9 protein-coding genes are annotated in these 17,222 nt (G+C 43.7%); 1 reads left to right on the top strand and 8 read right to left on the bottom strand.

All coding sequences use genetic code 11. The features are described from left to right. Positions 1-171: 171 nt before the first annotated feature. The 8 genes from BHV83_RS16760 to BHV83_RS16795 all read right to left on the bottom strand — a co-directional run bounded on the left by BHV83_RS16760 (position 172) and on the right by BHV83_RS16795 (position 16,187). Positions 172-1,401 (bottom strand): alpha/beta hydrolase family protein, encoded by a 1,230-nt coding sequence (locus BHV83_RS16760; RefSeq protein WP_122205568.1) that lies wholly within the window; start codon positions 1,399-1,401, stop codon positions 172-174. A 43-nt stretch (positions 1,402-1,444) separates the two neighbouring features. After that, positions 1,445-4,606: a DUF5107 domain-containing protein gene (locus tag BHV83_RS16765; protein ID WP_122205556.1), complete on the bottom strand. Its 3,162-nt coding sequence runs from the start codon at positions 4,604-4,606 to the stop codon at positions 1,445-1,447. Positions 4,607-4,708: 102 nt separating this feature from the next. Next, entirely contained in the window at positions 4,709-7,693 is a 2,985-nt protein-coding gene (locus BHV83_RS16770) for a glycoside hydrolase domain-containing protein (RefSeq protein ID WP_122205557.1), read from the bottom strand. Between the two features lie 18 nt (positions 7,694-7,711). Further along, entirely contained in the window at positions 7,712-8,719 is a 1,008-nt protein-coding gene (locus BHV83_RS16775) for a sulfotransferase family protein (RefSeq protein ID WP_122205558.1), read from the bottom strand. Between the two features lie 4 nt (positions 8,720-8,723). Next, complete coding sequence (chrA, locus tag BHV83_RS16780; RefSeq protein WP_122121809.1) at positions 8,724-9,902, bottom strand: chromate efflux transporter; 1,179 nt, start codon at positions 9,900-9,902, stop codon at positions 8,724-8,726. A gap of 1 nt (position 9,903) precedes the next feature. Continuing rightward, positions 9,904-11,388: an aryl-sulfate sulfotransferase gene (locus BHV83_RS16785; protein WP_119216426.1), complete on the bottom strand. Its 1,485-nt coding sequence runs from the start codon at positions 11,386-11,388 to the stop codon at positions 9,904-9,906. Between the two features lie 82 nt (positions 11,389-11,470). After that, positions 11,471-13,009, bottom strand: a complete 1,539-nt coding sequence (locus tag BHV83_RS16790) for a RagB/SusD family nutrient uptake outer membrane protein (RefSeq protein WP_122131163.1) — start codon at positions 13,007-13,009, stop codon at positions 11,471-11,473. A gap of 19 nt (positions 13,010-13,028) precedes the next feature. Continuing rightward, the gene (locus tag BHV83_RS16795; RefSeq protein ID WP_286757795.1) at positions 13,029-16,187 is read right to left on the bottom strand and encodes a SusC/RagA family TonB-linked outer membrane protein; all 3,159 of its coding nucleotides are present in this window, start codon (positions 16,185-16,187) and stop codon (positions 13,029-13,031) included. Between the two features lie 800 nt (positions 16,188-16,987). On the opposite strand from BHV83_RS16795, the gene BHV83_RS21795 reads away from it, so the two are divergent. Continuing rightward, on the top strand, positions 16,988-17,215 hold the full coding sequence (locus BHV83_RS21795; protein ID WP_122205559.1) for a hypothetical protein: 228 nt from the start codon (positions 16,988-16,990) through the stop codon (positions 17,213-17,215). Positions 17,216-17,222 lie beyond the last annotated feature (7 nt).

Below are 17,222 nucleotides of genomic sequence, written 5' to 3' on the forward strand. Positions count from 1 at the left end.
ATTCACATAAACAACATATTATTAATTAGGGATATTCAGTAAATGTCCCTAACTCCATTTTATAACACTGAATATTTATTCCCTTAAATATGCTGGCATAGTCCATATATAAAGCCCTTTAGCATATTTGCTGTCCCGAAAGTGACGAAGAACCAAAATAAATTAAAAAATCTATTTCAACACCTTGTCTATCCATGGTAACACCAATTCTGCTTTAAAATAATGATTCATTGGATCGACATTAACCACTTGGAAGAATGTATCCAGATCAATGCCCTCGGGTACTCGATCTATCTGCTGTCGGTCTTTCGGGTTGGCAAACTTCTTATAATGATAGAACGTAAAATTATCCGGTTTACCTACTATCCGATAGGCTTCCTTTATCAGCTCAAAGTCACGGTCAAGTCCTCCTTCGGTACAAATAACAGGGCGGGGAGCCAAGGCTGCGACCAAATCAGGAAAATCAAACTGTGTCAAGAAACCAGGTATCAAATGCTCGATAGAATTCGGAAAAGGTCGCCTCCCCTTCTCATCTGGTTTTGTCATCACCAAAATCCGTTCAAGTGTACGACACAGAAAATCGTTATATACAAAGGCATAGATAGACGGATCCAAAACTCCTAAGACCATCAACGGCTCGGTCCCCAAAGAAAAGCCACTGATAATAACTCGTTCTTTATCTATATAGCTCTGTGCTTTCATCCAGTTCAGAATATTCCAGTCTTGCCAAGCAGTCAGCCCTAGATAGCTCCATCCCACTTCCAATAAGATACGCGAAGTATTGAGATAATCGAAATACCCGTTGTCAGAAAGCTCGCCGCACGACGGGTTATCTACAGCAACCGCAACCAGACCTTTCTTTACATAATGCAAAGCCATCGCATTCTTTCGCACCGGCTTAACAGGCAACGATGTCAAACCGTAATCACCCTCCGTCTCACCCGCCAGTTCCTCTTTACTGCCACCAAAACCCGGTATACAAAGCACAGAAGGCACCTTATCCTGAGTAGTATCGATCCCGTCAGGTATCAATACCAGATAAGGAACAACACTTCCTGGCAACGGATAAGACTCCCATTTCTCCACCCGATAGCCATCCCTCTGTACCATTTTGATACGTACTGGGGCGGGCTGGTCTTTCACCTCCGGAAAACGTATCAATTCTTTCATAGTGGAACACAAGTCCAACTGCCATTTCTTAAACTCCGTCGCCGTAAATGCCGGATTGAAAGTAAACGCAGGTTTCTGCTTCAACATATATTGGACAGCTCCTCTTGAACTTGAGAAACGACCATCTTCACGATTTGCTGTTATCCTAAAAGAATTGTTGAGATCAGACGTTTGTCCCATTACCGGCAAGATCAACAGCAGAGTAAATAATGTATTAATTATTTTATACATGATATTCATTTAATTCAATTTCTATACGACCATCATATAAATATCACTGTTCTGTTGAAAATAAACGAACGATCAAATCGAAATTAGAATCACGGAAAGATGCCTCCCAGGGTGTCGTATTCGTTTGGTCATTACGCGACTGAAGCATTCCCACAGCCTTTTCTTTTTCTCCCCGATAAATAGCCGTACACCATTGGACTACACGATTTTCAGGGAAATCTGTGCTCCAGGCAGCTACCATATGATCTGCTTCCTGCACTTTTCCTGACTCGCGCAAAGCCAATGCACTTAACAGATTACCAGACTCAAAATGAGAACGGGATATCGTATAGTCGGCTACGGCAGCTAATAAAGCAGATGTTTTTCGGCTATCTCCCTGCCCTGCCGCTGCTTTTGCTTCCAGATAATCCTCCAGACGGTTGTCAATCATATTGTCGTATGGTTTTCCGACACCCAAATTTTCCGGCCATTCTTTTGATGTCTCCACACTCTTCACTACCTGTTTATAATTCTTATGGCTCAGTTGTTCCATTGCCCGGTACAAATTAGCCTCGCGATAAACAGCGCGTCCTGCATACGAACCTTCATTCGGAAGAACCTGCATCCGGCTCAACAGAGAGATACAAGGTTGATACTGGCCTGTCTCACATAAAGCCTTTGCATATTTCAAACCAATATAATAGTTCGACGGATACTTCTTCGTATACTTCTTTCCTGTCTCAACAGCTTTCTGCCACTGGTTATTGGCGACATAGTGGTTGATCAAAGCAAATCCGGTACGCCATGACATCTCTATCTGCTCTGCTTTCAACAGGTCAGCCAACCGGGATTCGCCCTCTTTTAAAGAGGCACGGCTTAAATAGAATGGTGCATAGTCGGCTTCACCACAATTCTCCAGCAGCTCCAACGCCTTTGCCTTATCCTGGTTAGCCCACCGGATCAATGCTTCATAATAATCGATCTTCCAGTCCGGCTGTACCGTCTTCGCCCATTCCAACGCTTTTAAAGAAGAAGGACGGAAAGGAAATACCATTGCCGGAGAGAGAGCTCCGGCGCGTTGCAACATTCCGCGGCTTTCATCGTCGTTGCCAGCCTGATGCAATAAATAAGCCTGTTTGTAAAGAGCAATCGGATAGTTACCTGCACATGACAGGAGAGACAATGCTTCTTCTGTGCAACCGACCGATTCATACCATTCAGCCAGTTCCATGTAGGTTTCGAAAGGCAGTTCGTTGCGAATCAACGACTGAAGATCATCGATAGGATGACCGGAGCCTTCCCCCTGGTAGAGCTGTTCAAAACGTGCTGCATGATACAGCGGAAGGTCTTCCAGCAACGGATCGATAAGCGCTTTAGCTTTCTCCGGCTGGTTCGTCTTACGATAAACCACCATTAAAACATGGTCAGCACTCAGATTCATTTGATTGAACTCTTTACTTCTCAAGGCATAATGTTCAGCCTTTGCCCAGTTCCTATCCATCAGGTACATTTCAGCTAATTTCTCATAGGCTGCACTACGGACTCTCGGAGAATAAGAAGCTACAGAAAAGCCGTCTTTGGCATCCGTATGATTTCCCAATGCCATGTTGCATAATCCATACAGATAGTTGACATCTCCATCGTACGTGTTAATGCTTAACGCTGTTTTACAACGGGCAAGCGCTTCCTCATAACGTCCCTGACGATAATAGAGGGAAGCCAGATCAGTCAGTGCAGGCACGAAATAAGGATCTTTTTCGAGGGAAGCCAGTAAAAACTTTTCTGCCTTGTCGAGTACTTTCTGATTCATCCATTGTTCTCCCTGCGTATAAAGACCATATGCCGAACTCCAGTCAAAATCGGCAGGCAGTTGTTTCGGGCGACTGGTGATGTTATCCGAAGGTACTTCCGAATACACCAGCAAGTCTTCGCCTACGACGACTTTCAGTCGACCGGCGGCAACAGCCTTATTCAATGGGATAGAATCTTTCCAGGTTTCCAGTACACCGCAGTTCAACGGGATGGAGTTCATTTCCTTTTCTCCTTCATAGAGTTTTATGGTTGTAGATAATTTCTGCAAAGGAGAGAAATATAACTTCAGAAAGCCATCTTCCCTCAACACGTTAAGCGCTCCGATACGGCTCGCCTTTGAGACTCCTTTTATTCCTTTTACCGGAAACCAGTACTCAGTCCACCTGTCGGTCGCCTGCGGACCGAATGCCGTATGTTTATAAGGAGTTAAGCTACTATTGGAAGCCGGCTGGTTATACATGCGACCCGATTGCAGTTCGATATACTGCCCGTTCGTATCCGTCAACAAATCTTCCCAGATACCTCCCTCCCGGGAAAGTCCCCAAAGGAAAATTTTCATTCCCAGTTTCTCGTCATAACCCGCATGATGGATAGAGCCGAAATCGTTGTCGTGCCAGTAAGCACCGTAGAAATCGTTATACTTCCCTACAATATGATACGATTTGGAATTACCGAAGTCGTTCTTTTCATACCAGGAGATATCCCGGCCCTGTTCATCCAAAGGAAACGAATGGAGTTCGCCTCCGTGTCCGATATAATTGGTTCCGGGATAGCAGAACTCGGCATTCCCCGCTGCCGGATAGCCGGCATTCATCCATTGATAGTAAGGCTGGTCAATGGATGAACTGTTATGCCAGGTCGTTGTCGTCGTAAAGTAAGCCTTATCTTTCGGAAGATTCACCTCCACAGTCCACAGTGTCCGAGTAACCAGTTCATAGGAGGATACATAACAACTCACGCTTCCATCCGGTTTCTGTCGGGTCACATAGTCGATCGGCGTACTGGAAGTCGGTGCATGACCGATGATACCGAAGTTGAACTCGATACCGCCTGATGTCCACGGACCACGCATCGCAATATCACGGAATTTCACGACGTGGTTGTTGTAGATAAACTCCTTACCCGTCGTTTTATCTACGGCTCCCCAGATCTTTCCACCTATCTCGGGGAAGAGGGTCAGTTTGATATAATCATTTTCAAGAGAGACTACTTTCCATTGCCGGTTGATTCCTTTAGCAGAAAAACCATCAAAACGGAAATAAGGATAAAACAGATCGGAGGGATCAGCCACCGGATCAGGATCAGAGAAAGGATAGGTTTTAACTGTCTCTACTGTCTCGGTTACAGTCGCTTGCTGTGCAAACAAGGGTTGCAACAAAGAGGTTGCACAAAGAAGGATGAGCATCTTTTTCATGGTAATTCATTTATATGGACAATAATGTATATAAGGAGTTTAATCCTCCTTATATACGGTTAAAGAGTACATTTCCGGTAAATTATACTATATCGGAAGAGGTTATTTTGCAATAATTAACAAGCCCTTCCCTTTCGGAACAACAATCTCATCGCTGGGTTTCCAGGTTGTTTCCTGTTGGAAATTCTCGATAGCCGGGGCATGCAATGTCACTTTCGAAGGATCGAGACCCAGTTTAGCCCAGTCGATGGAAAGCTTCACTTTGGCATCCGTATCTTCCCAGGTAGCCAATGAGATCAGTGCTTTATCACCCATGTGGCTGTAAACGGTCGCTAACGTCTTTTCGCTACCCGTCTTCACCGGATTGTCTTTCACCCAGTAACCGATCATTTCACTATTCTGCATACCGAAAGAATCCCACAGTTTCCACAGCGGTCCGTTATCCACACGAGGACTACGTCCTGTCATGCCATACAGCATGCCGCGCCACGGATTACCGCCTCCTTCCAGCATCTCGCCCATCAAACCATAAGGAATACCGGAAACTTCAACCAGCCAGAACTCCGGCGGGAAATCATAATTGAAGTATTCACCGAACCACAGACGGTCGAGGTAGGGGAAATGTTCCAGATACAGATTGGCACTATTGGCAAAACCGTCTTTCGGGTTATACTGATTGGCAGAATGCAGGTCGATCATAGCTCCCGGATTCGTACGGTTCATCACTTTGCGGATACGTTTCATCGTCATCCGGTCGAAAGCCAGGTCATCGATATACAGCCCGTCGATACCGACGTTCTTCATCAGCCAGTCGAGACCTTCCAGATAATAGTTATGCCAGCGGGAAATGCCACTGTTCACAATCGCTGCATCTTTCAGTCCGGGTACAAACCAGGCGCCGATATAATTCTGGTCCAAATGTTCCTGTAACCAGGAGAAGCCGCCACCGGGACCTTCCGAGAAGATCTCGTTCCCCAGACTACGCAAAGCAAACATTTCCACACAGCTGTTGGACAACTCACGAACGGTATTGTAAATTTTCACCTTCATGTCGCGGGCGTGAGCACCATCGATGTACGCTTTCATCTCTTTGGTACGCAGGAACGGATAGTTGATGAACGGATTGATAGCATTCGCATGATGGATATTGATGACATTGGCACCTCGCTTTTGTATACCATCCAGGAACTCATAGTTATGATGATAGCGTTCGCGCCATTGTTTATCCGTATCAATCGGACGGAACGGAGTCAACGCCAGGTTGAAATAATAATACAGCCGGTCTCCTTTTTTCACGCTGCGCTTACCGGAATAAGCATTAATACGTGTTCCATCGGCAGCATTATGAATATCGATACCTCCATTTCCGGCATTACACCAGGATACCGGCATGTGCAACGGTTTCTGATGATAGAAATTGGTATTCAGCGGACGTTCGTATTTATTATCATACAGGCGGATCTGGATACCGGCATTGACATCACCCACCCAAACAGCATCCTGGTTTTTCTCTACATCCCATTTCCAGCGAAGATCATTCGGACAGTAACCGCCTTTCTCTCCCAAACCCATCATATAACGTCCGACACCGGATGCTAAATGTGTCCGCAACGCTACATCCTCCACAGAAGCATCTTCACGGGCGACCAATGTCACTTTATATGCTATGTTTCCATCCGATTCCATCTCTCCTTCCAGGTCCATCAGGAAACGGCTGTTTTGGTTAAGGGCTTTCCAGGCGATTGCACCTTGTTTATGTTTGGTGATTTCGAAGTTCAGGTTTTCCCATGCACCGCCATCGGCAGCCAGTTCCATAGGAGCAGCCAATACGCTACGGCCATTCGTACCGATGCCCGTCATAGTCTCTTTGAAATAACTGGTAATATGTTCCGGCAAACCTAAGTCAGAGAGTTTAATCTCGCGTCCCAGGCAGCTGATCGTTTTATCCTTCATCACTAGCGGCGTATAAGGGGCAATCACCTCATCATCAAAACCGATCTGCGAGTTCAGCCAACGCAGACGGGAATGACGCCAAGGTTCATTATCTCCATGATTGGCAATTACATTTTCCGAAACATTCAGAGAGACCTGTACGGTCTTGCTTTCGGCATTGGCAGCAGAGACAGTCACTGTTCCCTGATAAGTACCTGCAGAAAGATGCTCCGGCAACTGGGTTCCAACCCATAATGCCTGCACTTTACCCTTATCCACAGAGCAATTCTTTTCAAAGACGGTACCGGTCACATCCGTCCCTTCCGTATTGAAACAGGTAAATGAGGAGGCTGGTATCTGCTCGCCGGTCGCTTTATTCGTAAGGGCAGAGAAATCGACATGCAGATTCTCTACATTCGAACGTGCCGCCCAAACACCTAACTGAAAGACATAATACTCTCCCTTATCCGCCTGCCCGTTAAAGAAATCATGCCGATCGTCAGCAATCCATTTATAAGGAATATCCGTTGTCATACGGATGGGGAATTTGCGGTCTTCCGTAAAGAGAATATATTTCTCCCCGGGATGTTCTTTTAATAATCGGGCAGTCTCGTTCGATGTAGCGATCACTTCCATCGGATAGAAACTGTTCAACTCATTGATTGCCTGGAACTGTACGACTTTAGCCGCCGGAAGGGCAGGTGCTTTCTTCCCGGACAGTTTATTTTTCTTTACCCAGTCAGCCGAAGCCGTATTCTCGAAAGCCGGATAATTAACGGTCGGATAGTAAGGACTACCGCTCATTACATTCTTCAGATAATAGATATAATATTCTCCCGGAACAGTCTGCGGCTGGAAAACCACCTCTCCCCGCTCCCGGTCGATAGTAAAGCGGCATACATTCGTAATACGTTCACCGGTTGCAGCATCCACAACGATCAGATTTTTTGCTTCCGGGTTCAGATCGCGGCGACGCCAGTCGATCGTTGCCAATACAGCATCGGCCGGTTTATCTACAGAGACAATTACCCGATGGTTTCCCAATGAATCGGCATTCCATATACCTACCCCATAAAGTTCGTCTGTGGGTACAGCCTGTGCCTGCAAACTACTATAGGCAAACAGGCAAAAAAGTGTAAATAGCAATTGTTTCATGTGCACTAGTATTTATCTTTAATATTGCTTTATACGATTGATCAATTCATCCTGCGGACGTCTTTTCGCCAGATCGGCCGGATCAGCCTGCTGGATAAAGACATTCTTCAAACGTATGTTTTCCTCATTAAAAAACACTATTTCCTCGTCAGAGAAACTGCCTTTTAACAGATCAAGGGGAGTATATAAGGAATACCCCAGTTGCTGCAATAGATCTCCGGCTACGGATTCAAAGATAGCAATATCTTCGGAAGATAATTCACGCAGAAACTTTTTTGTATTGTCTTTCAGGATCGGTTTGGTTACATTTGCCCACATTTTGCCTGCAACCGCTGTATTTTCAGACTCGCGGCTCTTATAATAATCCATCACCCTATCAGAATAAGGAAGATGCAGGAAATTGCAAAGCTGCCGCATCACTTTTTCCGGACTGGCAATAAGTGTTTCGTAATTCAGCATAAAGAAATGATCGGCCGCCGTCCTGTCCTTCAAACGGAGAGCAGCTTCCTGATCCTTTTTCCAATTTTCAGCCAGTGCATAAATATGTTTCTCTCCGACAATAGCCTTTTTAAACGAAAGAGCGACATCACGACCGTCCCGGTATAGATAGATATAATAAGGAGAAATCCCGGTAGATTCAATGCCTTCTGCATACAGCATATTTTTCATGCTTTTACATAGCCAGAAAGAAGCTCCGGTCTGACGGGCTGCTGATTCATAAATCACCCGGAACAACTCATACAACGTTTGTTGCCTGCAGGCTGCTACTACTTCATCTGCACGAATCGTAATACCTTCCCAGGGAACCGGATTCACTGTGACTAACTCGCACACATCCTGTGCCAACCGATAAAAATTAGACTGATCCGTCAAATCGCCATATTTGGGAAGCAATGGTAAGAAACGCTGAAGAATATGCGGAGGATGGGGAGCAGCGATCTCCCGGATTCCATCTAGCATGACACGCAACAGATTGGATCCGGATCGCTGGGTTCCAATCATTTGTATACCTTGTATTGTATTCATAGAATTAGAATAAGATAAAGCCCGCCACACCTGCTCCGATGATCAGGTAAACCGGACTGATTGTGTATTTTAGTGAAATAAAAAATGTAACCAGGAAGATAATAACCGAAACAACCGACAGCATAATCGTCTGTCCGATCGTAACGGCTGAAGCAAAGATCATTCCGATAACAGCCGCCCGTACCCCTTTCATGGCTGCTTTTACAACGGATGACTGATTCAGTATTTTTACAAAACGGGATAATAAGACGGTTAATACAGCCGGCGGAGTGAACATCGCCAACGTTGCCAGCAACGCCCCCGTGATACCTGCCACTTTATACCCGATGAAGGTCGCTGTAATAAATATCGGTCCGGGAGTGATCTGCCCTATCGCTATCCCGTCGGCAAACTCAGCCGAGGTCAGCCAGTTCAAGTTATCCACGAACAACTCATGCAAAGCCGGAATAACAACATATCCTCCTCCGAACAAAGTCAGGCTGATACCGGAGAAGGTCGATACAATCTGAATACCTTCTGGAGCACCCGGATATTGTCCTCCCCAAAGTAAGATACAGAGTAATAGCAAAAGAACAATCCCGGAAGTCATCAGCTGCCTGCTACCCGTCCGCTTCTCCCCATCTGATATCAACTCTTGTCCCACAGACTGGCGAAACAAGAAACCGCCGACTATCCCGCTACCGATAATCAACAGAAAAGTAACCGTAAAACCACCGATAAAAATCAGCAACAAAGCCGCCAGCAGGCAAAGAACCCATTGGGCAGGTAATTTGATCGTCTTACGTGTCATCCCGATAGCCACCGTAACGATCAAAGCAGTAATAGCCGGAGTGATTCCGCTGAACACATTCTTTACCGCAGGTATATTTCCGTAGGAGAAATACAACCACGAAAGAAATATAACCAGTAAGAACGAGGGAATAATGATTCCGGCAAAAGTCACAACCGCCCCCGGTATCCCCCTTAAATGGTACCCGACATAGGCAATCGTATTTACGGCTACGGGTCCTGGCAGTACGGAGGTCAGGAAAATCCCATCCAGCAGATCTTCTTCTTTCAGTTTCTTGTCTACTTCCACTAACTGCTTCTGTACGATAGCCACTAGCGACATATAACCGCCAAATGCCGTAGCTCCCAATTTCAGGAATGTAAAGAAGATATAGGATAGCGATGCACGTTCCATATTACTTGATTTCTTTAAAATATTTATCCCAGGTTTCTACCGGAACATACACTGCCCGATAAGGAGCAAAATGCAGGACACTTTCCCAAAGAACCTTTCCTTCCTTATCCGTAACCATCACCGAACCGGTCTTCGAGCTACATTGCAGTAAGTTCCCATTCGGCAAAATAGAGGCATTGCCCATCCGCGAAGTATATTTATCGGCAGGTAATAAAGCATTGATTGTTATTTGGGCCGTACGGTTCTCTTCATCCAACCGGAAAGCCTTACCTCCGGAACGTTGATTATGTAAACCATTATCGAAAAGCATCAGATCGCCATTCTCCATAATATAAGGTGAATGTTGGAAAGAGAAATAAGCCGTTGTATCCATTCTAAAGTCTCCGTCCCTCCCAAAACGCCAGACCAGTTCACCGCTTTTGGCATCCACCTTCCAAATCTGATCTTCAATAGGGGCCGATAATAAATAATTATCGTCTCTATCAAAACAAAGCCCATTGATATGAAAACGATCGTATCGGTATTCTCCGATATACGGATCATTCTCTATATCCCATACATCCCAGGCAGACCATGTCTTTAACACATTCCCCAGTGTATCGATAACCATAATGCCATCGCCCCCTAACGTATCCGTCTCCATTTTACCGTTTACGGATATTGTAGCAATCTTCTTCGGACGGTACAATGTATGTATATGATGGTCTTTATCCATTAATACATCATGATGAATCACCTGATAATCCTTTTCCTTTTCTATCTTATCCAAGTCTAGGCGCCACATCGTTTCGCCCGTCAGAGATACTTCCGCCAGCCCGGTTCCGCCGGCAAACCCAATCGAACCTCGACGCATCGGTTTTTTATGTTCATCGTTGCGTACTTGCTCCGGAGTCATCGTATAATCATCTATTACGTCCTTCACAAACGGACGCAGCATTGCCAGGAATGTACCTCTCGGCGTAATAGAAGCTGCACGTACTCCAATATCATCCACCTGCCAAACCCAACGTACTTCACCCTCATTGTCAATCAATGCCATGTAGCCAGGCAAACGACCAAAACAAATTAATATCATCCCATCCCCCAAAGCCGTTGTGTCATGCGGATGTAGTTCATTAAACCAATGATTGACCAACCAAGAAGACTGCTCACGAGTTTTAAAAGTCAGTTCTTTTGATTTTTGCTTAAAAAGGTTATCGATAACCACTCGATAAGTATATTCGGTATTAGCCTTCAAAAGTAACAAATCCAAATGATGAAGCGTATCCGCCGGAGAAGTTCGGGTCCGATAAGACTTCCCGGTCTTTTTTTCCGTATATTCAATATATACAGGAGCTGGCTTGGCTATTGAAACATCTACCTTATTATACATGGCTGTATTACGAGGTGAAGTCAGAGTTATCGATCTCAATGTATTCTTTTCAATCCATATAAAAATAGCTGACAACAAACAGATGGCAACAACAATTCCTATCAAACGCTTCATATCGATCTTATGTATTAATTAAATGTAAGGGGGGCATGTCAAAAGTCGGAATTAAGGAACACAGCCCCCCCTTGAAGATTATTTATTTCGGCAACCGTGAAGGATTCTCTGCTGCCAAATTCGGATTCAATTGAGCATCATTCAACGGATACGGGAAATACCGCAAACTAGAAGTTACATTTGTCGGCTGAGCGATACCCAGCTTCTTTAAATGCGCATTTACGACTTCCTCATATTTTCCAAAACGAATCAAGTCTGCACGACGCTGGAATTCAAACACAAGTTCATAACCACGTTCTTTAAGAATAGCATCATTCATTGTTTCTTTTGTTGAAGGAGCTGGGAAACGATTATGCTTTCCATATTCCGGAGCACCGGCACGAGCACGAATCTGATTCAAGTAAGGAAGAGCTGCAGCCGGACCATTCAAGTTATTCTCGATTTCCGCCTTACAAAGGATCACATCCGACAAGCGGAAAATACAAATCGTACGCCCATCATAATAAGCATCTGAAATCATGTCGTACGTATATTTCATGGTAGCTACATTTTGCATATACTTGGTCGTATCATTCGGAACAACCGTTACCCCCTCTTCCGGAACCATGTAATGGAAACCGTAATCAGATTGATCATCCCGTTTTGCATCTCCCGTATAATCATAATAAAAGAACTCACGGCGTGGATCTTCTTTGTCATAACTACGCCAAAACGGAAGGGATACGCCATAATATTGCCAACGCCCCGGTACTTCCGGATGATCCGAAGGACCAAAGTGACAGGCAATCTCGGCAGCATTATTTCCCGTTTCATGCAATAAAGCAAAAATCATTTCCTTTCCATATTTGTTGTTTTCCGACCATACATATTTGAAATCACTTTCCAATTCATACTGGCCACTGTTCAACACCATGTCGATATATGTTTTCGCATTCGCATAATCATGATTACGCAAGTAGATCTTTCCCAGCAACGTAGCGGCGGCTCCACTCGTGGCACGAGCCAAATCCTGACCACTCCAGCTAGCAGGTAAAAGGTTGATACATTCTTTCAAATCAGAAATCAATGTCGCTTCAATTTCGGATACCGGAGTCAATGTCGCATCATTCATTGTAAAAGGATTCTTCACCAACGAAGTGATAAAAGGAACTGCTCCCCATGCATCTGTCAAATCACGATAAGCCATTGCACGCAAAAATTTAGCCTGCCCCTTCACCAGATTCTTCTTTTCTTCCGACATATTGACAGCATCCACATTATCTAAAATCGTATTGGCATTCGATACCACATTATACATATCCCTCCAGTTGTTACTGAAATAGCGGTTGCTGGCATCATACGTCATATTACTTAGTTTAGTCGGGTCGCCAGCCGCTGTAGAATAACCTATATCGGTAGCATAATCGGTAATCATAATCATATACCCCCCGTAATATAACCAAGCATCTCCCGGATAAGGATTCATATCCGAATATAAACCCACGACGGCTGCTTCAATATCCGACTCCGTACTATAAGCATTCGTTGTCGTCAAATTACTATATATTTCAGGATCCAGATCGGTACAAGCCGTAACCAACCCCATCGTAACCAGACCTAATAAATATTTCTTACAATTCATTTTCAAATTCTCCTTTCCATTAGAACGTAATATTCAAACCTACCGTATAAGTACGCATAGCAGGATAAGCATTGAAATCCATACCTGCACCAGCATTTGCCGTTTGTTGGCTTCCACCTGACTGGGCAGCCTCGTTAGCTTTTGTATCCACTTCCGGATCCCAACCGGAATAACCTGTGATTGTAAACAAGTTCTCGGCTGAGAAATAAACCCGGCAAGAACTTACTATCTTTTTAAACGGAATCGTATAACCCAATGTCAAATTCTTCAAACGAAGGAATGAAGCATCTTCGATAAAATGGTCGTTCACATATCCGCCATACTGCGAATAGTAGAAACCGTTACGCGGGATATCTGTATTCTTGTTTGAAGGTGTCCAACGATTCAATGCGTCTGTAGTACGTTTCCACTCCAAATTCATACGTGTCATGTTTAACAGATCATTGCCAATAGATCCCTGGAAGAAAATTGACAAGTCAAATCCTTTCCAGGCAAAGTTATTGGTCAAACCAAAAATCAAATCAGGATTGGCATTGCCTATAATTGTACGGTCATCTGCATCGATTTTACCATCATTATTCACATCCTCGAATTTCGGATCACCTGGTTTTGAATTCGGTTGAGCAGCATACGATTCACCTTCTTGCAATACACCTATATACTTCCATCCATACAAAGAGCCCAGAGGCTCTCCTTCACGTACGATAGCATAATCATTTTCCGATACAGTTCCCATCGGTTTTGAAGAAGTGATACGTATGTCACCACTACTTCCTAAGTCTAATACCTTATTCCGGTTGAGTGCTAAATTAAACTTTGTGTCCCAAACGAAATCACCAGTCAAATTATGAGAAGTAATATCCAATTCAAAACCGCGATTCGATATCTCACCAACATTCTGCTGACCGGAAGTAAAACCGGTATAATAAGGTAAGGAAACTTTCAGTAACAAATCTTTTGTTTTTTTCCAGTAACCATCTAAAGTAACAGACAAACGATTGTTAAAAAAGCCCATATCGAAACCGACATTATACTGAGTTGTCGTTTCCCACTTCAAACTGGCATTTTCAGGACTGCTTTGGTTAAGATGCGTACCCGGCATATTGTTTGAACCATCTAAAGTGACATGATTGGTAGAAACCAACGCATACGATGCATAATCGCCAATACGTTCGTTCCCAGTAACACCATAGCCGGCACGTACTTTCAAGTTGCTGAAAACACCCCAATTCTTCACAAAATCTTCTTCGCTGGCACGCCATGCCAAAGATCCTGAAGGAAATGTTCCCCAATGATTGTTAGCTCCAAACCGAGAAGAACCATCTCGACGAACTGTTACCGTTGCCAAATACTTATCATTGAACGTATAATTTACACGACCAAAGAATGAGGCCAACAAATTCTCTGTCTTAGAAGAAGAGACTCCTTTAATCGAAGCTGCCCCCAAATTGTTCCATTCAAACAAGTCGGTAGAGAAACCTTTTCCGTTTGCCGAACGAGACTCCGCATTGTACTTCTCATACGAATACCCCAACATTACATTCAAGTCGTGTATATTGTTGAAAGTTTTCATATAATTTAAAATACCTTCAAACACCTGTCGAGTTGACCTGAAATCATACGTAGAAGCAATACCCCCTTCTATTTCTCCTGCATAAGTAGTAGATTTCGGCAAATAAGAACCTTTGAAATTATGCAACAATTCGACACCGGCTGTAGCCTTAGCCGTAAATCCATCAAATGGATTGACTTCAAGGAAAACTGTTCCGTTGAACTTGTCATTTACCATTTCTTTTTTACGTTCTAGCAAATTGGCCAATGGATTATCCCCACGACCACCTGGAACACGTCCATACGTACCATCTTCATTATAAGGTTTTACCGTAGGATCATACTCCATCACGCTCAACATGACGTTCTCACCCAAAATATTTCCGCTATAGGTTTGAGCATTCGAACGTTCGCGGTGGGCATACATCGTAGCACCGGCTTTAATGAAATCGTTAATGGTTTGATCTACATTCACACGTCCTGAAATACGGTTAAAATCCGTATTCTTCAAAACACCCTCTTGCTTATAATATCCTAAACTGGTCAATACCTTTGTCTTTTCAGAACCTCCACGGAACTGGATATTATGATCTTGTACCAAAGCTAGGCGTGTACAAACATCCAACCAATCGGTATCTACGGTAGACTGTAATTGAGAGGGCGTATAAACTCCGTTAGGGTTGCCTTCTTGGCCATCAATTTCCTGATACAATGCATTTTGCAAGTTCATATAATCCTTTGCATTGAGAAACTCAAACGGATTATCCACCTTCTGAGTTCCCAAGTAACCACTGTAAGAAATCTTGTTTTCGCCTGCTTTTCCTCGTTTCGTCGTAATCAATACGACCCCATTCGCACCACGTGCTCCATAAATAGCCGTGGCCGACGCATCCTTTAAGATTTGCATGGATTCAATATCATTCGGATTCAGATTCAAGCCTTCAGAAGAAGGGAAACCATCCACCACATAAAGCGGTTCGTTAGTAGACGAGATTGAGTTATTGCCACGGACACGTACCGCAATAGTACCACCCGGTGCTTTTGAACTTTGCGATACCTGCACACCGGCCGTTTTACCTTGCAATGCCTGGGCTGCGTTACTCACCGTACCACCCAGCACCATGTCATCTGCCGATACAGTCGAAACAGCACCGGTCAGGTCTTTCTTCTTTACATAACCATAACCAATGGCAACCACCTCATTCAGACCGATTGCCTCTTCTACTAAACTGACATTCAACACAGACTGGCTACCTACTTTAATTTCTTTCGTAGTATAACCAATAAAAGAAATAACCAAAGTTGCATTGTTAGGTACATCCAAGGTATACTTACCGTTCATATCGGTAACTGTACCATTTGTGGTTTCTTTCTGCACGACATTAGCACCAGGTATAGGTTCTCCGGCACTATCCGTTACAACCCCCGACACCCTTTTAGCCTGTTGAGTGATCATAACACTTTCATTCTTTGCTTTCGTTGCATCCACTCCACCTGGAATAGCATACGAAGAAACGAGGGAAGATAAACATAATCCAGCTATAAGACCGGACCTTGAAAACACCTTCCGCGTCTGAGAATCCACTGCTCTTGCAGCAAGATTGTCTTTCAGTAAAGCGTTGTTCATAAATTTGAATTATTAGATTTATATCTGCATTACAATAACATCACTCTTTAGAATAACTTGTCGGAATACCAACAATCAACCATAGTCCTATGGGAACTATGGCATTTTGTAAAATATGACCTGTGATAAATTTAAAACTTTTGCAATCGACATAGCGATAATCAGGCTTATAGCCTGATTATCGCTGATAGTATTATCCAATAATCGCTAAGAATTTTACAATTCAACTGTTAAAAATAAGATCAATGTGATTTTTCTCGTAAAAACGTGTAACGAAATAAAAAAAATCATATCTTTGACCCAGACATGAAATATCCATAAAGACATAGTTCCCATAGAACTATGATTCTTGACTTTAACTTTGCTCGTTAAAAACAATACCACTTTCTAATATTATATATTCTCTCAGACATTTTAATTCTAATCTGCACATAACATAATTCTATATCACTCAAATAAGCAAGGGCATAGACAATGAACATAATACCTCTTTTAAATTATCCCACATGAAAAATAAGATTGGAAGAGAAATGCCTATTGTATATTCAGTGTGCATATTACAAAATAAATTGTTTTTGCCTTTTCATGCATACATTCCCTATTGACCATTTCGGAATTCAGTATCCAGAATAGAATTTGAGAGAGATAGTCAGGAAACTCAATTCCCAAATTGATAAAATTTACAAATCAATAGTTTAAATAACGGAACAGTTCACAATCCATACATATTTTATTATGTAACATTGTCCGGTACGCATTAAGGAGTCCGCTGTCCGGTCTGCGGTCAGTTTAGTAATCATGTGAAGGGCCATTATCTATGTTCCCTGCAAGGGCTTGAAATAGCGGGGCATCCGCTTACGCTTATGGTCAATGTGCGTAAGTTCCGCTGCAGAAATATCGCGTGTCAAAGAAAAGTCTTCAGCGAACCCCTCTCCCCCGCTGGCTTCTTCGCACGCGCGAAATACCCGGAAAGTGGAGGAACGCATCCGGAGCATATCCTTGAAGACCACTTCCCGTATCGCCGGTAATCTGCTG

Source organism: Parabacteroides sp. merdae-related_45_40, assembly GCF_001915675.1.